General features: G+C 60.7%; 18 protein-coding genes. 8 read left to right on the top strand and 10 right to left on the bottom strand.

From position 1 onward, the window contains the following. A partial coding sequence (locus VK725_RS13185) for a M3 family metallopeptidase (protein ID WP_325318516.1) occupies nucleotides 1-811 on the top strand: 811 nt, incomplete at its 5' end. A gap of 148 nt (nucleotides 812-959) precedes the next feature. Further along, nucleotides 960-1,433 (top strand): hypothetical protein, encoded by a 474-nt coding sequence (locus VK725_RS13190; RefSeq protein ID WP_325318517.1) that lies wholly within the window; start codon nucleotides 960-962, stop codon nucleotides 1,431-1,433. A 74-nt stretch (nucleotides 1,434-1,507) separates the two neighbouring features. Here VK725_RS13190 and VK725_RS13195 read toward each other — a convergent pair whose 3' ends face one another. From VK725_RS13195 to VK725_RS13210, 4 genes are all read right to left on the bottom strand, one after another. Continuing rightward, nucleotides 1,508-2,419: an AraC family transcriptional regulator gene (locus VK725_RS13195; RefSeq protein ID WP_325318518.1), complete on the bottom strand. Its 912-nt coding sequence runs from the start codon at nucleotides 2,417-2,419 to the stop codon at nucleotides 1,508-1,510. Nucleotides 2,420-2,490: 71 nt separating this feature from the next. Beyond that, nucleotides 2,491-3,270: a DNA-binding domain-containing protein gene (locus VK725_RS13200; protein ID WP_325318519.1), complete on the bottom strand. Its 780-nt coding sequence runs from the start codon at nucleotides 3,268-3,270 to the stop codon at nucleotides 2,491-2,493. Next, nucleotides 3,267-4,118 carry a DUF692 domain-containing protein gene (locus VK725_RS13205; protein ID WP_325318520.1) on the bottom strand — a complete coding sequence of 284 codons (852 nt, stop codon included), beginning with the start codon at nucleotides 4,116-4,118 and terminating at the stop codon, nucleotides 3,267-3,269. Before VK725_RS13205 ends, VK725_RS13200 begins: the two co-directional genes overlap by 4 nt. 62 nt (nucleotides 4,119-4,180) lie before the next feature. Further along, nucleotides 4,181-4,450 (bottom strand): hypothetical protein, encoded by a 270-nt coding sequence (locus VK725_RS13210; protein ID WP_325318521.1) that lies wholly within the window; start codon nucleotides 4,448-4,450, stop codon nucleotides 4,181-4,183. A gap of 284 nt (nucleotides 4,451-4,734) precedes the next feature. Here VK725_RS13210 and VK725_RS13215 point away from each other — a divergent pair, with 284 nt between their 5' ends. After that, nucleotides 4,735-5,196: a DoxX family protein gene (locus tag VK725_RS13215; RefSeq protein ID WP_325318522.1), complete on the top strand. Its 462-nt coding sequence runs from the start codon at nucleotides 4,735-4,737 to the stop codon at nucleotides 5,194-5,196. Here the strand turns inward: VK725_RS13215 and VK725_RS13220 are convergent, their stop codons facing one another. From VK725_RS13220 to trxA, 6 genes are all read right to left on the bottom strand, one after another. After that, the gene (locus tag VK725_RS13220) at nucleotides 5,197-5,835 is read right to left on the bottom strand and encodes a LysE/ArgO family amino acid transporter (RefSeq protein WP_325318523.1); all 639 of its coding nucleotides are present in this window, start codon (nucleotides 5,833-5,835) and stop codon (nucleotides 5,197-5,199) included. After that, nucleotides 5,832-7,199 (bottom strand): glutamate--cysteine ligase, encoded by a 1,368-nt coding sequence (locus VK725_RS13225; protein WP_325318524.1) that lies wholly within the window; start codon nucleotides 7,197-7,199, stop codon nucleotides 5,832-5,834. Before VK725_RS13225 ends, VK725_RS13220 begins: the two co-directional genes overlap by 4 nt. Before the next feature lie 213 nt (nucleotides 7,200-7,412). Further along, nucleotides 7,413-8,915, bottom strand: coding sequence for a sensor histidine kinase (locus VK725_RS13230; protein WP_325318525.1), 1,503 nt, complete (start codon nucleotides 8,913-8,915; stop codon nucleotides 7,413-7,415). Further along, nucleotides 8,915-9,580 (bottom strand): response regulator, encoded by a 666-nt coding sequence (locus VK725_RS13235; protein WP_325318526.1) that lies wholly within the window; start codon nucleotides 9,578-9,580, stop codon nucleotides 8,915-8,917. Before VK725_RS13235 ends, VK725_RS13230 begins: the two co-directional genes overlap by 1 nt. A 199-nt stretch (nucleotides 9,581-9,779) precedes the next feature. Next, a complete protein-coding gene (gene rho, locus VK725_RS13240) occupies nucleotides 9,780-11,570 on the bottom strand; it encodes a transcription termination factor Rho (RefSeq protein ID WP_325318527.1) in 1,791 nt (596 codons plus the stop codon). 161 nt (nucleotides 11,571-11,731) lie between these two features. Further along, entirely contained in the window at nucleotides 11,732-12,058 is a 327-nt protein-coding gene (gene trxA, locus VK725_RS13245; RefSeq protein WP_325318528.1) for a thioredoxin TrxA, read from the bottom strand. Nucleotides 12,059-12,415: 357 nt separating this feature from the next. Here trxA and VK725_RS13250 point away from each other — a divergent pair, with 357 nt between their 5' ends. The 5 genes from VK725_RS13250 to ung all read left to right on the top strand — a co-directional run bounded on the left by VK725_RS13250 (nucleotide 12,416) and on the right by ung (nucleotide 17,612). Next, nucleotides 12,416-14,077 (top strand): DEAD/DEAH box helicase, encoded by a 1,662-nt coding sequence (locus tag VK725_RS13250; RefSeq protein ID WP_325318529.1) that lies wholly within the window; start codon nucleotides 12,416-12,418, stop codon nucleotides 14,075-14,077. A 199-nt stretch (nucleotides 14,078-14,276) separates the two neighbouring features. Beyond that, entirely contained in the window at nucleotides 14,277-14,966 is a 690-nt protein-coding gene (gene ftsE / locus VK725_RS13255; RefSeq protein ID WP_325318530.1) for a cell division ATP-binding protein FtsE, read from the top strand. Further along, entirely contained in the window at nucleotides 14,963-15,928 is a 966-nt protein-coding gene (ftsX, locus tag VK725_RS13260; protein ID WP_325318531.1) for a permease-like cell division protein FtsX, read from the top strand. Before ftsE ends, ftsX begins: the two co-directional genes overlap by 4 nt. A gap of 134 nt (nucleotides 15,929-16,062) precedes the next feature. Then, nucleotides 16,063-16,902 carry a response regulator gene (locus VK725_RS13265; protein ID WP_325318532.1) on the top strand — a complete coding sequence of 280 codons (840 nt, stop codon included), beginning with the start codon at nucleotides 16,063-16,065 and terminating at the stop codon, nucleotides 16,900-16,902. Then, complete coding sequence (ung, locus tag VK725_RS13270) at nucleotides 16,899-17,612, top strand: uracil-DNA glycosylase (protein WP_325318533.1); 714 nt, start codon at nucleotides 16,899-16,901, stop codon at nucleotides 17,610-17,612. Before VK725_RS13265 ends, ung begins: the two co-directional genes overlap by 4 nt. The last annotated feature ends 89 nt before the right edge of the window (nucleotides 17,613-17,701 follow it).

A 17,701-nucleotide genomic window follows, 5' to 3' on the forward strand; every position in this document is an offset into this window, starting at 1 on the left:
CAAGCGCGACAACAAGAATGGCGGCGCATGGATGGACAACTTCGTTGGTCAGTCCAAGCTGCTAGGCACCAAGCCGGTCATCTACAACGTGGCCAACTTCACCAAGCCCGCCGATGGTCAGCCTGCGCTGCTGTCGATGGATGACGTGATCACCATGTTCCACGAATTCGGCCACGGCCTGCACGGCCTGTTTGCCGATGAGCAGTACCCGACGCTATCGGGCACGCAAACCGCGCGCGACTTCGTCGAGTTCCCGTCGCAGTTTAACGAACACTGGGCGACCGACCCGAAGGTGTTCGCCAACTACGCGAAGAACTACAAAGACAACTCGCCCATGCCACAGCCGCTGGTCGACAAGATGAAGAAGGCCGGCCTGTTCAACAAGGGCTACGACATGACCGAGCTTGTCGCTGCCGCGATGCTCGACATGAACTGGCACATGATCAGTGCCGATGAACCCAAGCAGGATGCCGATGCCTTCGAAACCGCTGCGCTGAAGAAAGACGGCGTGGATCTTTCCTACGTGCCGCCGCGTTACCGTTCCAGCTACTTCCTGCACATCTGGAGCAATGGTTACTCGGCCGGCTACTATGCCTACCTGTGGACGCAGATGCTCGCTGACGATGCATTCGAAGGCTTCAAGCAACACGGCGGCCTGACGCGCGACAACGGCGACCGCTTCCGCGCCATGATTCTCTCGCGCGGCAACACCGTCGAACTGTCAAAGCTCTACAAAGACTGGCGCGGTCAGGATCCCAGCATCGAGCCGATGCTGATGGATCGCGGTTTGAAGCAGGATCAGACGAAGTAATTTTTCTATCGCAAAGTAATGTAAAAAGGGCCGGCATCGCGTCGGCCCTTTTTTTGTCTCGCATATCACGGATATTTTGTAGTCGTTCCGCCGTCGGCAGCCTCAAACGTAGTACGCGCCAACTATCATTGAACCGGGGCTCTCTTACATGAATAAGCGCTTGGATGATGTTTTCAGTCAGGCCGACGAACAACTCAGGGAACTAGAGTCGGAAATTCACGAGAAAGAGTCTGCGCAAGCACCCGAGCAGGAAATCGATCGGGAAACGGCGCGCCAGTTGCAGTCGGATATTGCCAATGGCGCCCTTAAAAAGCGTCATCGCTACGTGTTGGCCTTCACCAGCGTTTTGATGGCTCTCTATTTGGCGGCGCAAATTTACGTGATGGCGACCGCACCTCGAACGACAGGTCCTTATCATATGGTGATAGGTACCGTGCAAAGCAGATTTGTTTTTTCGCCGGGGAGAATGCGCTGGGGAAGTCGGACAGCTTCGAAAGTTATGCTGCCTAATGGCAGCGTCGTGATCGTACCCATCGATTCTGGAAACCTGCCTCCGGTTGGCACTCCCGTCGCCCTACGTGTTTACGATACGGGTGCCGTCAGGCTCTATCAATCCATGTAGGTCGTGGACTGTCTCGAGATTCCCTTTGACGAAACCTGTCGAAGGAATCTGGACACGTCATCACGACAAACGGTTCAGTTGAGCAGGTAGTCCTGATCCTGGCTGCGAATATGGCCCGGGCAAACGCCGCTGACACGCTTGAACAGGCGCCGGAAGGCAGCTTCGCTGCTATACCCGAGCTGTTCGGCGATCGACGCCACCGACAGTTGACGGTCGCGCAGCAACCGCTCGGCGACGCTGACGCGCCATTGCGTGACGTATTGCATCGGCGGGACTTTCATCAGTTGTGCAAAACGCTCGGCAAACGCGGAGCGTGACATGCACGCGAGTGCTGCCATGCATTGCATGGTCCATGCGTGACCGGGATTTTCGTGCACGGCGCGAAGCACTTTGCAGATGCGTGTGTCGGCCAATGCGGCGAAGAGTCCGCGATGATCGGTCTGGCGTTGGGCAAAATCGCAGATGGCCAAGGTAAAGAGTGTGTCGGCGAGTTTGTTCAAAAGCACCTGGCGGCCGGCCAGTCCCGAATTGGCGACATCGACCATCATGGTCGACAAACTCCGGAACACGTTGTCGGCATGTGCGGCACGCACCACAAAGCATGCGGGTAACGCGTGACTCAGTGGATGCATGGTGTTACTGGAGAAGTGCAGTTCGCCGCAAATCAGGCTGGTGGACGATGTCGGGTCATCCGATGTCGCGCTCAAGCGGTGGGGATCGCCATGCGGAAACACCACCAGATCGCCTGCTTGGAGCTGCAAGGCTTCCGTCAGGGCAGGGCTTTCCACAAGGCACTCGCCAGTGCCGACGAGATGGAAAAGTCCGCAGTCGTAGCGTGGTTCATCCATGAACCAGGAACCGCAGTATTGCAGCTCCGCCACGATATCCACACGTAACATCGATTGACTAAGCAGCGATTCCAGGGCCGGTTCGACGGGCAACGGGCGTGGGCTGCTGGCAAGCGCGGGGGTGTGCTCGATGTACATGGGCAACGCTTCCGTGACGGGGCTCTAACCTTTATTCGCCGGAAGTGGGGGCCGGTTACATCGGGAATCGGTCAGTCGGTCGCCCAGCCATGGATAAGCCCGGCCTCCAGCCACCTTTGCAGCAGCAGGACCATCCGGGACATGGCGGCGGCCTCGTCATGGTGGTTGGCCAGCCGCCCGCACATCGCCGCGAACGTATCGCCCTCGAGCGCTGCGCTCAGGACATGCCATTCGTCGCGATCCAGCGTGCGGTAGTGAACGGTCGTCTCTTTGCGCCAAACCAGAATCTGGCGCGCCCGCGTAAAACGACGCAAGCGGGGGCGCTTGGCGCCAGCGTCTGCGGCGCGTCGAAACGCACCGACGTTGTGACTGACGGTGAGCACGCGCAGATGTTTCTGCATGCTCAATCGCAGGTTGGCCCAAGCATTCGGCGGCACGGCGGACAGATCGCCCATACCTATGCTGCGTTCGTCTTCGGCGTCGAAGGCCGTGGAAATCGCCCAATCGACGTACGCTATCTCGGCGAGTTGAGGCTTGTCGCACCAGGGCTGCGTTTCATCGAGAAAGGAGGGTAGGTCGGCGCCGTACCAACGGATGTTGTAATGCTCCGACGGGTGCACCTTGACGTAGCTGTCGAGCAGCGCGTGGAATCGCCTGCCAGCCATGCATTGCAGGCCGGTGAATTCGTTCTTCAATGCATCGTGCAAGCGCACGCGATACCCATGGTGATAAACCGAAAGCCGATCCTCGGCACCGGCGATCTCATCGCTGCGAATCGCGCGAAGCTTTGCCGCTCTGTCTGCGAGCACCGCCTGCAGCATCTGTTGCTGGATAGATTGCAGCGAGCTCATGCGGCATCCCGCAAAAGCGGTTCGGCCAGCGCACGTGCATGATCGAGCTCGGACATCAGTTCGGAAAGCGGCGGGAAGTTGTCGTCGCGTTCGATCATGGTCGACACACGGCCGAAGCGTCGTACGGCTTCGATGTAGAGATCCCACACGGCGTTCGATACCGGCGCATCGTGCGTATCGATAATCAGTTTCTCGCCCTGTTCATAGCCGGCGAGATGGAATTGCTGGACGCGCGAGGGGGGAATGCCGCGCAGATAGTCCAGCGACGAGAAGCTGTGGTTCTGTGCGCTGACGTGCACATTGTTGACGTCGAGCAGAATCAGGCAATCGGCACGTTCCGCGACGGCGGCGATAAATTCCCACTCGGTCAATTGCGAGTCGGCGAAGCTAACGTAGCTGGACACGTTTTCCAGCAGGATGCGGCGCTTGAGCCTGTCCTGCACACGAAGCACGCGGCTGACGACGTGATCGAGCGCTTCTTCGGTATACGGTAATGGCATCAGGTCGTGCAGATTGATGCCTTGCACGCCCGTCCAGCAAAGATGATCGGATACCCATGCAGGCTCGACGCGCTCTGCTAGTGCAGCGAGTCGTGCCAAATAATCTTCGTCCAGCGGATCGGTGCTGCCAATGGACAGCGACACACCGTGCATGACCAACGGAAAACGTTCGCGAAAGCGATCAAGCCACACGAGCGGCAAGCCGCCATCCACCATGTAGTTTTCCGAAACGATTTCCAGCCATTGGACCTTGCCCGGATTGGCCAGCAGCGCTTCGTAATGTTCCACGCGCAGGCCAAGCCCGTAACCGAGGTAAGGCAGTGCTCGAGACGATATGGCGGATGTCATGGCGATGACTTTGTCGGCAAGGAAGGCGGGACTCGCGTGGCTTGCGAGCCCCGCCGGGTCGATCACTTCTTCACAGCCGCCTGTGCTGCGGTGCAGTCGGCCTGCGACTTCTGCATGGTGAAGCCCTGGCCCTTGCACGAATTCTGACCCTTGCAGGAGTTCGACGCCTGCTTGCACGCGCCCTGGCCTTTACACGCCGAGGAGTTGACGCACTTGACCATGGCCTGATCGCCCGCAGGCGCACCGACCGGCGCGGCGTTGACCGCTGCTGCGGCGAACAGACCGGCCACCATCACGGCCATAGCGCTGGCGTTGACTGTCTTGATCTTCATAGTTGGCTCCGTTGAAAAGTTATGTTCGCCGCAGTGCGGCAAAAAGTGGGGAGTTGTCTCGGCCGTTTCGCATGAAGGCGGCGAAGTGGTCTCGACAGCGTTGATTGTGTTGAAGCAGGCAGGTTATGGCTGCCTCCGTCCATCCCTCTTTTATGCCCGATCGTCCAGTCTGCATCGAGTGCCGCCACCGCTGGACCCAGGGCAAGAAAGCCTGGACGCCGGAACATGGCATGCACCTGCGGGCGCCCGCATCATGCGCCTACTTCATTTAAGGAAACATGACGATGCAAACGTTTATCGCGACGAAAGCTTCATGGGCACTCGCCTTGCTTCATCGGTGGCGCTGGCTGGGTCCGCTGGTCGTGCGACTGGTGTTCGGCTACTTCTGGCTCGAAACCGGCATTGCCAAAGTACATAACCTGGAAGGTTTTACGCAGCGCTTTGTAGGTTGGGGCATTCCGCACCCGGCGTTCAGCGCAGCGCTTTCGGCCTGGACGGAATTGGTGGGCGGACTCTTGCTGATGCTTGGTTTGTTCACGCGACTGGTGAGCATACCGATGATCATCAACATGATTGTCGCGGTGACACTGGTGGTGTCGAGCAACCTGATGGGGCTGGACGATTACGTCGAAGCCGACGAAGTGGTGTACTCGTTGATTTTCTTCTGGTTCCTGATGGCAGGGCCCGGCAAAGCGAGTCTCGACACGTTGGTTGCGCGTTGGTTGCGCATTCGCACGTTCGATTGATCAGTGCACGATGAACGACAGCAGCAGCTTGATGGCGATGGTCCACATCACCAGCGCAATCAGTACATCGAGCACCCGCCACGCCATCGGTTTACGAAACAGCGGTGCGAGCAACCGCGCGCCGTAAGCAAGCGAGAAAAACCAGATAAACGAGGAGGTCGCGGCGCCGACGGCAAACAGCGTGCGTGGCCATGGCGATGGCCACCCCGAGGCGAGACTGCCAATCAGCAACACCGTGTCGAGATAGACGTGCGGATTGAGCCATGTGAATCCTGCGCAGGCGGCAACCACTTTCCACATGCCGCCCGATCCGCTGTGTGTATCAGCAGTAAGTACCTTGGGATGAATCGCACGCCGCAACGCCTGCACCCCGTACCACATCAGCACGAGTGCGCCGATGCATGCGATGAGTGCCAGCAAACGCGGATGGTGACCTACGGCGATGCCAAGCCCGCCGACACCTGCAGCGATCAGCATGGCATCCGATAGCGCGCAGAACAGCGCGACCGGAAAACGATGGACCTGCAACAAACCTTGGCGCAGAACGAACGCATTCTGCGCACCGATGGCAACAATCAGCGACGCACCAAGCAGCAACCCAGCCAGAAACGGCGCATGGGCTGAACTCGCCGCGATCAATACGCGAATTCCTTGAATACCGGATCGACGCTGCCGTTCCATTCACTATGGAACAACTCGAGCTTGCGCTCTGCAGGCGTCTGGTTGGCGTCGACAATTTCGATCAGTGGGTCTAGGAAGATGCTTTCATCCGCGCCGTTGCGATTGAGTCGATTGCGGCGCTTCAGTCCGTGGCTCGCAATTTCCAGCACCTCGCGCGCGAGATCGCGCACGGTGCCGCCGCGGAACGGAAGTTTCATGGCGTGCTTGGGTACACCGTCGCGCAGTGCGTGACGTTCCTCGCGAGTAAGCGTGTTCGCCAATTCCCACGCGGCATACAGCGCATCGTCGTCGTAAAGCAGACCAACCCACAGCGCCGGCAAGGCGCACAGGCGATTCCACGGGCCGCCGTCCGCGCCGCGCATTTCCAGATACTGCTTGAGGCGCACTTCCGGGAAGGCGGTGGTGAGATGGTCCGCCCAGTCCTTCATCGTTGCGCGTGTGCCGGGCAGTGCGTCGAGCGTACCGCCCATGAAGCGTTTGAAATCCTGTCCGGCAAGATCGATGTAGTGGCCGTTCTGATAACTGAAGTACATCGGCACATCGAGCATGTAATCGACGTAGCGTTCGTAGCTGAAGCCATCGTCGAAGACGAAATCGAGCATGCCCGTGCGGTTCGGATCGGTATCCGTCCACACGTGCGAGCGATACGACTGATAGCCGTTGGGCTTGCCTTCGGTAAATGGCGAATCGGCGAACAGTGCCGTGGCAATCGGCTGAAGCGCGAGGCTGGTGCGGAACTTGCGCACCATGTCCGCTTCGCTGGAGAAATCGAGATTCACCTGTACGGTGCAGGTGCGCGTCATCATGTCCAGGCCGAGCGAGCCGACCTTGGGCATGTATTCGCGCATGATCTTGTAGCGGCCTTTAGGCATCCAGGGCATGTCGCTGCGCGCCCACTTGGGCTGAAAACCCATACCGAGGAAGCCAAGGCCCAGTTCATCCGCCACCGAACGCACTTCTTCCAGATGGCTGTTCACTTCGCAACAGGTCTGGTGGATGGTTTCCAGCGGCGCGCCGGAAAGCTCCAGCTGACCGGCCGGCTCCAGCGTGATGTTGGCCTTGTCGCGAATCAGCGCAACGGGCGTATCGCCCTCGCGCGCGATGTCCCATCCGTACCGCGAGGCAATGCCTTCCAGCAGCGCGCGGATGCCGCGGTCACCTTCGAAGGTCGGTGGACGCAAGTCGTCGTTGCGGAAGCCGAACTTCTCGTGCTCGGTGCCAATTCGCCACGCGTCGCGCGGCTTTTCACCAGCAGCGAGGTAATCGATCAACTGCTGACGGCCGTGAATGGGGGTGCTTTTGACGGCACTGGGTATGGACACGGGGTAAGCCTCGAGGGAATAGGCACCGACTATGGAGGCGCTACACCGTCGCAAAAAGGGGGGAGGGCGAAAAAAATTGTACCTGACAGTACAGCTACAAGGATATGCACCGTGCCGGAAGACACAGGAGCCCTGACCCTCTTGTGAGGGGACTTTGCAAGAGTGATACGGCGTCAGACCGATTTGAAAATGATAAGAGCCTCAGACAGGCTCTTAGCCATGGCTAGGGAATTCAATACGCATACGCGCCCCCGTTCCTTCCAGCGCATCCAGGATTTTGAAGTGCGCGCGATGGCTGCGCGCGATTTCCTCGACGATGGCCAAGCCCAGGCCGCTGCTTTGGCCATCGCTGCCCGCGGCACGATAAAAACGTTCGCGGACGCGTTCGCGTTCCGCGGGCGCAATGCCCGGGCCGCTGTCTTCGACCTCAAGGTACGGCGTGCCGTTCTGGCGGCCGCAGCGAATGGTGATGTTGCCGCCATCGGGCGTGTGGCGGATGGCGTTGTCGAGCAGATTGATCAGGAGCTCGTGCAGTAACCAATAAACGCCGTGTACCTGTAATGGCTCGCACTCGGCGCCGAGGTCGATACCGCGTGCCAGCGCACGATCGAGCATGGAGCCGATGACGGCGCCGACCAGCGCGTCAATCTGGATCGAAACGAAATCGCCCGGGCTGTGTGCGGACGGTTCGGCACGTGCGAGCGCAAGCAGCTGATTGGCGGTGTGTGCGAGACGATCCACGCTACCTTGCAGTCGCGTAATGCGCTCCTGTTGCGCGGCATCCTGCGTTTCACCAGCAAGCACTTCCAGTTGCGCTTTCAAGCCGGTCAATGGCGTGCGTAACTGGTGTGCTGCGTTTGTGATGAAGTGCTGTTGCGCGAGCGTGGCGTCACGCACGGTCATCAGCATGGTGTTGAGCGATTCAACCAGCGGACGCACTTCACCCGGCACCGGCTCCAACATGAGCGGTTGAAGCGATTGCGGTTCCTGCTTGGCGATCTGTTCGCGCAATTTGTTGATGGGGCGCAAAGCGACGGTGATGCCGAAGAGCGTCAACACCAGTACGAGCAACAGCTGGATGCCATCGCTGACGCCGATGATGCTGTCCAGGCGGCGCACGACAATGTCGCGGTGATGCACGTTTTCGCCGACCGTCACCACCACCGGCGTATCGCCGATCACGGCGTGATAGGTGGCAACCCGTAGTGGCACATCCTTGTATGTCGCGTTGCCGTAAGCGAGGTTGTCGGCTTCGTGACCTGTGGCAATCGGCAGGCCATCGTCACCGGCAATCGTATGGCCGTCTGGAAGGCTTACGCGGTAGAGCAGGGTCTCACGTGCGCCGGGATACAGGCGCATCCACGACAGCGGCCTGTTGTCGGGTTCGAAGCGCAGCGATGAATCGTGTCGTTCGGTGATGTCTCCGTCAGGCAGGGGCGGGGGCGGGAGGTGCGCTCCTGGCAAATGCATGTGAAGCGTGCCGGGGGCCGCCCCCTCGACGTATAGCTGTCCGTCGTTACCCTGATGCACTTGTGCGGCAATGGCGATCGCCGCACGCGAAAGCGCGCGGTCGAACGTGTCGTACATCGGTGTGACGAAGGTGCGGTGATCGGCCCAAAAAGCCAGCGACATCAATGCCGCCAGCGGCAACAGCAGATAGCCGAACAACCGGCCGCGGATACTAGGCGCGCGTTTGAGCTTTGGGCTTTCCGTCATTAGGCGTCATCGAGGCGATAGCCCAGTCCGCGAATGCCGCGTACGGTGGCTGCGTCGCCCAGTTTCGCGCGTAAACGCGAAACGTGCACCTCGATGGCGTTGCCGGAAATTTCCTCATCCCAGCTGACGATGGCCTGGATCAGGCGTTCCTTGCTGACCACGCGGCCGCTATGGTGCGCCAGGCATTCCAGAATCGACCATTCGCGGCGGGTGAGCTCGAGTACGCGACCGGTATCGTCGATCGCGCGGCGACCGGCCAGGTCGATGCGCAGGCGGCCGACCACCATCTCATTGGCGGTGGCTGCGGTGGCGCGACGGATCAGAGCGCGGCAACGCGCGGCCAGCTCGGGCAGGGCGAAGGGTTTGACCAGATAGTCGTCAGCGCCCAGATCCAGCGCGTTGACGCGGTCATCCAGCCCGTCGCGCGCGGTGACGATCAGCAGCGGCAGCGAGCTGCCCTCGCGGCGCAGACGGCGCACAAGCGTAAAACCATCTTCGCCCGGAAGGCCCAGATCGACGATGGCCAGATCGTAGTGAGTCGTATCCAGGCGCCCTTGAACGGATTCGGCGTCACCTACCGCGTCGACTACATAACCGGCAGTGGCAAGGCCGCGCACGATGGCGTCGGAAACCAGGGGATCGTCTTCAACTAACAGAATGCGCATACGACACGAAGGCTGGGAAGTCGCAAGATCGTAACAGCTAATAAAGCTTTGTACGCTGGGTTTTCGCAATTGACGAAGTTGCGAAACTTTGCCGTAAGTTTCGAGTAATTTTTGCGTATTTCTCCCCGCCAGCGCAGCGCGAGCACAACAAAAAGGCCACCTTCCGGTGGCCTTTTCGATGTTGCTTTGCAGTGTTCGATCAGCGCTTCATCGAATTGAAGAATTCGTCGTTGGACTTGGTGTTCTTCATCTTGTCGAGCATGAATTCCATCGCGGCGAGCTCGTCCATCGGATGCAGCAGCTTGCGCAGAATCCAGATCTTGGCGAGCAGGTCCGGATCGATCAGCAGATCTTCGCGGCGCGTGCCGGAACGGTTGATGTCGATGGCCGGATAGACGCGCTTTTCGGAGATGCGGCGGGACAAGTGCACTTCCATGTTGCCGGTGCCCTTGAACTCCTCGTAGATCACCTCGTCCATCTTGCTGCCGGTTTCGATCAGCGCGGTGGCGATGATGGTGAGCGAGCCGCCTTCTTCCACATTACGTGCTGCACCGAAGAAACGTTTCGGACGCTGCAGCGCGTTCGCATCCACACCACCGGTGAGCTCCTTGCCGGAGCTGGGCACTACCGTGTTGTAGGCGCGGGCCAGACGGGTGATCGAGTCGAGCAGGATCACCACGTCTTTCTTGTGTTCGACCAGACGCTTCGCACGTTCGATCACCATTTCGGCAACCTGCACGTGACGTACGGCCGGTTCGTCGAAGGTCGAGCTGATCACTTCGGCGCGAACGGTGCGGGCGATTTCCGTCACTTCTTCCGGGCGCTCGTCGATCAACAGCATGATCAGATGCGCGTCGGGGTGGTTGTACGTGATGGCCTGCGCGATGTTCTGCAGCATCATCGTCTTACCGGATTTGGGCTGCGACACGATCAGGCCGCGCTGACCGCGGCCGATCGGCGCGACGAGATCCAGGATGCGTCCGGTGATGTCTTCGCTCGAACCGTTACCGCGTTCGAGCTTGAACGCCTTGCGCGGGAACAGCGGCGTCAGGTTCTCGAACAGCATCTTGTTTTTCGATGCTTCCGGCGGATCGCCGTTGATGTCGTCGACCTTCAGCAGCGCGAAGTAGCGCTCGCCTTCCTTCGGATGACGCACGCGTCCGGTGATGTAGTCGCCGGTGCGCAGGTTGAAGCGGCGGATCTGGCTGGGCGAGACGTAGATGTCGTCCGGGCCGGCGAGGTAGGACTCGTCGGCAGACCGCAGAAAGCCAAAGCCGTCCTGCAGGATTTCCAGCACACCCTCGGCCCAGATACCGCCGCCGGAGCGCGCGTGGGCTTTGAGGACGTTGAAGATCACATCCTGCCGACGCTGACGTGCAACGCCTTCCTGGAGGCCGAGCGATTCGGCGAACTCCAGCAACTGAATCGCGTTCTTGCGCTTCAGCTCGGTGAGGTTGATGACGCGATCGTTGCTGCCGATGTCGGCGTTCTCGTCATCCACCGGCAGGCCGTGCGGATTATTGCGCGGAGGGGCGCCCGGGCCGTTACCTTGCTGCGGGCGATTGCCGCGCTCGTGGCGACGACGGCGGTTGCGGTCGTTGCGGTCGTTGTTGCGATCGTTGCGGCGATCGTTGTTGTAACTCTGGCCCTGGCCTTGACCCTGGCCGCCTTGTTGCTGTGGCTGACCGCTGTTCGGGTTGCCTTGGCCATTTTGGTTCTGGCCGCCTTCGTTGCCGCGCGCTTCCTGGCTTTCGCCGTTGTTGTAGCGCGGGGCATCGTTGGACCCCGTTGGCGTCGGCGGATCGTAGTGATGCGTCTCGGCGGCGGGGGGCGGTATGGGCGGCAGTGCGGGCGGCGCGGCCTTTTCGGCGCGCGCCTCCGCCATGGCGGCAGCGGAACGGCGCGGCGCACGAGTGCGCGGCGTATCGCTCACGGGTTTGTTGTCGGCGCTGTTAGCGTCGGAAGAATCTTTGCTTTCGATATCAGACACGGGCAAACCTCACGGGGCGCCGTTGATGACAGGAGGGAGGACGAGCGTTGCGCGGAACGCGCGAGGGGGCGGCACACAGCCCCTACTGAGGATGAATCTAGCACTCGCTGCGCAGCGCCGTAAAGGGTGTACGCAGCGAGTCGAACCTACAAGGGCGATTCTCAGATCGCTTTATCGATCATCTGGACCAGCTGGCCCTTGCTGACGGCGCCGATCTGGGTGGCTTCCACCTTGCCGTTCTTGAAGACCATCAGGGTCGGAATACCGCGCACGCCATAGGTGCGGGGTGTTTTCTGATTGTGGTCGATGTTCAGCTTCACGATGCGCAGCTTGCCCTCGTATTGCTTGGCGAGGTCTTCCAGGGCCGGCGCGATGGCCTTGCACGGGCCGCACCATTCGGCCCAGAAGTCCAGCAGGACGGGGGTGTCGGACTTGAGCACTTCCTGATCGAAGGCGTCGTCGCTTACGTGGCTGATTAGTTCGCTCACCGTGGGTCTCCTAGGTAGGCGGTTAGAGGGGTTAAGACCGCGTGCTTGATCATCAGCTACACTATGAGGTGCCCATGAGGCGCGGGTCGATCCGGGAATAGAAACGGTGCCGTTGCGGCTTACGTTCCATTCCAGCGTAAGTCGGGACGCGATTCAAGCGATTCAAGGGCACTAGCGACGTGCCTGGCTGGCATAGGTGAGGGGGCTTCAGAGCCTTTTCACCTATGCCGGGCGGGTGCGTCCCTCTTTCGGCGCCGCCACGCAGCGCGCCGCATTCATCCACCCGTCCCAAGGTTGACAGAGCATCCGCGGGACCGGGCGGGCGTCTCGACGCCTGCTCGCACCCAGATACCCTTCATGTCCCAAACTGTCCTAACCGAAACCTTTTTCACACAATTCGATCTGCATCCGCTCCTCCAGAAAGGTCTGGATGAAGCCGGCTTTGCACGCTGCACGCCGATCCAGGCGCTGACGCTGCCGATGGCGCTGACCGGCCGCGATGTCGCCGGCCAGGCGCAGACGGGCACAGGTAAAACCTGCGCCTTCCTGGTCGCGCTGATGAATCGCCTGCTCACCCAGCCGGCGGTGGCCGAGCGCAAGGATGCCGATCCGCGCGCACTGGTGATCGCGCCGACGCGCGAACTGGCGATCCAGATCGAAAAAGACGCCAAGAACATCGGCCGCTACACCGGCCTGCGCACCGCGTTGATTTACGGCGGTGTGGATTACGACAAACAGCGCCAGCAGCTGAAAGACGGCTGCGACATCATCATCGCCACGCCCGGCCGCCTGCTCGATTACCACAAGCAGAACGTGTTCGGCTTCAACGGCGTGGAAGTGATGGTGATCGACGAAGCCGATCGCATGTTCGATCTGGGCTTCATCAAGGATGTGCGCTTCATCTTCCGTCGTCTGCCCGCCCGCGAGCAGCGACAGGTGCTGCTGTTCTCCGCCACGCTGTCCCATCGCGTGCTGGAGCTCGCTTACGAGCACATGCACAATGCCGAGAAGCTGGTGGTGGAGACCGAGAACGTCACCGCCGATCGCGTCCGTCAGCAGGTGTTCTTCCCGGCGAAAGAAGAAAAGATGCCGTTGTTGCTGAACCTGCTGAATCACGTGTCGGCATCGCGCAGCATTATTTTCGTCAACACGAAAGCGGCTGCCGAGCGCATTACCGATCGCGTGAAGCGCCAGGGATATCGCGTCGGTGCACTGTCGGGCGATGTGCCGCAGCTAAAGCGCCAGAAACTGCTCCAGCGCTTTCAGGACGGTCAGCTCGATATTCTCGTCTGCACCGACGTTGCAGCGCGCGGCCTGCACATTCCGGCCGTCAGTCACGTCTTCAACTACGACCTTCCGCAGGATGCCGAGGACTACGTCCACCGTATCGGCCGTACCGCGCGTCTGGGTGCCGAAGGCGATGCGATCAGTTTCGCCTGCGACCTGTATGCGATGTCGCTGCCCGATATCGAGGAATACATCGGTCAGAAGATTCCGGTCGCCGCGATTGAGCCGGCCATGCTGGTGATGCCCGAACCCAAGCAGGTCGATGCGCAGTTTGCCGCGGACTCCGCGGCCGACAGTGCTGCGTTCGGCGACAGGGTGAAGCCGCGCGAGGATGCGAAGAAGCCGGCGCGTGGTCCGCGTCGTCCGGATGGTCGTCCGGATGCGCGCCGTGGCGAGCGCTCGGGCGCTGCGTCCGAACGTCGCCGAGAGGACCGCCCGCGCAAGCCGCACGACGTGGCGGTTGCCAAGAACGATGCGCCTCCGACGCAGGCACCTGCGCAAGCTGACGTGACGGGCGAGGGCAAGCGTCGTCGCCGTCGTGGCGGTCGCGGTCGTCGTCGGGAGGGCGCTCCGGGTACCGAGGTGGCCGCCAACCATGCGGTGAACGGAAACAACGGCAACAACCGCCCGTCGCGACAGGTGGTTGCGCAATCGCCGGCGGGTAGCGAACACGTCGCTCAGAAAAAGCAGGGCTTCTTCCGTCGTCTGACGCGTCTGTTTACCGGTCGTTGAGGCATGTGCCGGTTTCGTGCCGGCATAAGCCAATCGCGTTGATTCTTCAGTGCGCTGGTGCGGTGCGATACACGCAGACGTCGGGTCTGCGATCCGTATCGACTGCACCGATCGCATCGCGACATAAACAAGCGCATTCGCAGACGTATCTCTCTCACCATCCTTCCCTTATCCTTGCGGCCAGTGGCAAGACTTAAGGATGGGGAACGCGGTGATCCGCTTCGATCAAGTCAGCAAGCGCTATGAAGGCGGCCACGAGGCCCTTTCGCAGCTTACGTTCGAAGTCGCCAAAGGCGAGATGGCATTTGTCACCGGTCATTCCGGTGCCGGTAAAAGCACGCTGCTCAAGTTGCTGGCGCTGATCGAACGTCCGTCGCACGGACACATCAGCCTCGATGGCCAGAGTCTGGCCAAGATCGGCCAGAGCGGCATTCCCAAATTGCGGCGCAACCTCGGCATGGTGTTTCAGGATCATCGCCTGTTGATGGATCGCACGGTTTTCGCGAACGTCGAGTTGCCGCTCGTCATCGGCGGCATCGCTCCGTTGGAGCGCGGTCGTCGCGTGCGTGCCGCCCTGGAAAAAGTCGGCTTGCTCGATTACGAACGCCAGTTGCCCGCATCGCTGTCGACCGGCGAACAGCAGCGCGTAGGCATTGCGCGTGCCATCGTCGTGAAGCCGACGGTGCTGATTGCGGACGAACCGACCGGCAATCTCGATCCGCAACTCGCCGTCGAGATCATGGGCCTGTTCGCCGAATTTCAGCAGATCGGCACCACGGTGCTGGTGGCCAGCCATGATCTCCCCTTGATCAAACGCATCAAGAAACGGGTGATCGTGCTCGATCATGGTCGTCTGGTGGCAGACGTTGCGGCGGAGGAAGTGCTATGAGCGCGCCGAACGAAGCCAACACACCCGCGCGCAGCGAGCGCAGTCAGCGTCGCCCCGTTTCGAGCTGGCGCGAACATCACGGCTGGAGTGCGGCCAACAGCTTGCGTCGCCTCGCTTCCAAACCGGTAGGCAGCCTGCTCACTATCGCGGTGATGGGGCTCGCGCTGGCGTTGCCGCTCGCGTTCTATCTATTGCTTTCCAATGTGCAATCGCTGGGCGATGCATTGGGACGCAATCAGGTCGTCAACGTGTTCCTGAAAACCGATCAGGTCGCGAGCAATGCGCAATTGCTCGCGAAAAAGATCGAACAGCACGATGGCGTCGCCAGCGTCACGGTGAAATCGCCGCAAGAAGGCATGGATGAATTGAGCAAGATGCAGGGTTTTTCCGATTCGCTGCACGCGCTCGATAACAATCCGCTGCCTTATGTGTTGCTGGTGCAGCCGCAGGACGGCATTTCCGCCGACACCGCCAATCAGCTCGTGGATGATCTGCGCAACGAACAAGGCGTGGACATGGTGCAGGACAGCGGCACATGGCGGCAGCGCCTGGATGCGTTGCTTGGCGTCGGCAATCGCGCCGTGCTGATTCTCGCGGGATTGTTTGCGCTGGCAGTGTTGCTGGTTGTCGGCAACACGGTGCGCGTTGACATCACCAGCCGCGCCGACGAAATCGGTGTGCTGAAACTGATCGGCGCCAGCCGCGCCTTCGTGCGTCGTCCCTACCTTTACGCCGGTATCTGGTACGGTCTGTTCAGCGGCATTCTGGCGGTCGCGCTGGCGATTGCGATCGAGTTTGCGCTGGCCGATCCGGTGGCACGGCTCAGTCAGGTTTATGAAGGGAAGCTCCACGTTGGCGGCTTGCCGCCGTGGCTGTTGCTCGCGGTGCCGGTCGCTGCGGCCGTCCTGGGGTGGCTGGGGGCACGTCTGGTTAGCGCCTGGCAGCTGCGCCGGGCGGCTTGATGGGGCTGGCGGGCGGTGATTCCGTTCGCACCCAATTTGCCTGCGCTAGTGCATGATGAGGAAGCCAACGGGCGCAGGGGGCGCCCGCCGACGCACGAGCTGGGAAGCTACGCTTGATCTGATGGGATTTTTTGATGAGTGGAAGTATCAGCAGCCGCGACATCAGCACCGCACCACGAGTGCTGGTGGTGGATGGCTCAAAGGTCGTCCGCCAGCTGATTACGCGTGTACTGAATGCGGAGCTGCCGCAGGCTGAAGTCGTTGGTTGCGGTACGGGTTCCGAGGCGCATCAGCTGCTGCAAAACGGCGTGTTCGATTTCATCACCATCGCGCTGCGTCTTCCCGATATGGACGGATTGGAACTGGCGCGTTACGTGCGCGAATCCGCGCCGCAGATTTACGTACCCATCGTCGTCGTATCGGGCGACGTGGACGATCGCCTGCACCGCCGTGCGCTGGGCGAGCACGTCACCGACTACTTCGACAAGTCGCTCGGTTTTCAGGCGCTCGCGGAATTCATCCGCGGATACGTTCGCCCCGAAAGCATTGCCGACGGTACGGTGCTTTACGTTGAAGATAGCCGTGTGGTCGCGCTGGCAACGCGCCGCATGCTGGAAAAGATTGGCCTTACCGTACGTCACGTCGTGAGCGTGGAAGATGCGATTGCGCTGCTCGAAGCCGAGCGTGCGCAAGGCTTGGTCGGTGTCGATGTGGTACTTACCGATGTGAGCCTCAAGGGCGAACTCACCGGTGGCGATCTGCTCAAGTTCATCCGCATCGATTTCGGATACGGCAAAGGCAAGTTGCCTGTGCTGGTGATGACGGGCGATGAGAATCCTGTGAATCAGGCCGCATTGATTCGCGCCGGTGCCAACGATCTGGTCGAAAAACCTGTCGAAGAACGCTTGCTCGTCACGAAGCTGCTGTTTCAATTGCGCGTGTCGCAACATCTGCGCACGCGTGAAAGTGCATGACCGACGACGATCGCATCAAACTTGAAGCGTCGTGGAAAAGTCGCATCGGCGACTATCTGCAACGTCCCCAGATGCGCGCGCTTTCCGAATTTCTGCGCGCTGAAAAACACGCCGGCAAGGTGATCTACCCGCCCGGGCCGGAAATCTTCAATGCGTTTACGCACACGCCGTTCGAATCGGTGCGTGTGGTGATCCTCGGGCAGGATCCATATCACGGTCCGGGACAGGCGCATGGTTTGTGTTTTTCGGTGCGTCCTGGTGTGCCGGCGCCGCCATCGCTGGTGAACATCTTCAAGGAGATCCAGCGCGATCTCGGCTTCGCGCCGCCCGATCATGGATGCCTCACGCCATGGGCCGATCGCGGCGTGCTGTTGCTCAACGCGGTGCTGACGGTGGAGCGGGGCCTGGCTGCCTCCCATCAGGGCAAAGGCTGGGAAGGTTTTACCGATGCGGCTATCGACGCCCTGAACCGCGAGCGGGAGGGGATCGTCTTCATGCTTTGGGGTTCCTACGCCCAGCGTAAAGGCCAGCTCATCGACACGCGCCGCCACGCGGTGCTCAAGGCCGTCCATCCATCCCCGCTGTCGGCCCATCGGGGGTTTATCGGCTGCGGGCATTTCTCGGCGGCCAACCGGTATCTGGACGCGCAGGGACAAGCGTCCATCGACTGGTCGCTGCCGCCCCGAGCACAGCTGGAAACGGCTTTGTGACCGGCCGCCCACATCGCGTTCATCTACCAAAAGTCATGCTTGAAACCCCCTTCCCAGGGGGCCATTGAGCATGGACAAGGCCGGGCCAT

It is taken from the genome of Dyella sp. (assembly GCF_035486915.1).
In the GTDB taxonomy this organism is placed as follows: Bacteria; Pseudomonadota; Gammaproteobacteria; order Xanthomonadales; family Rhodanobacteraceae; genus Dyella_B.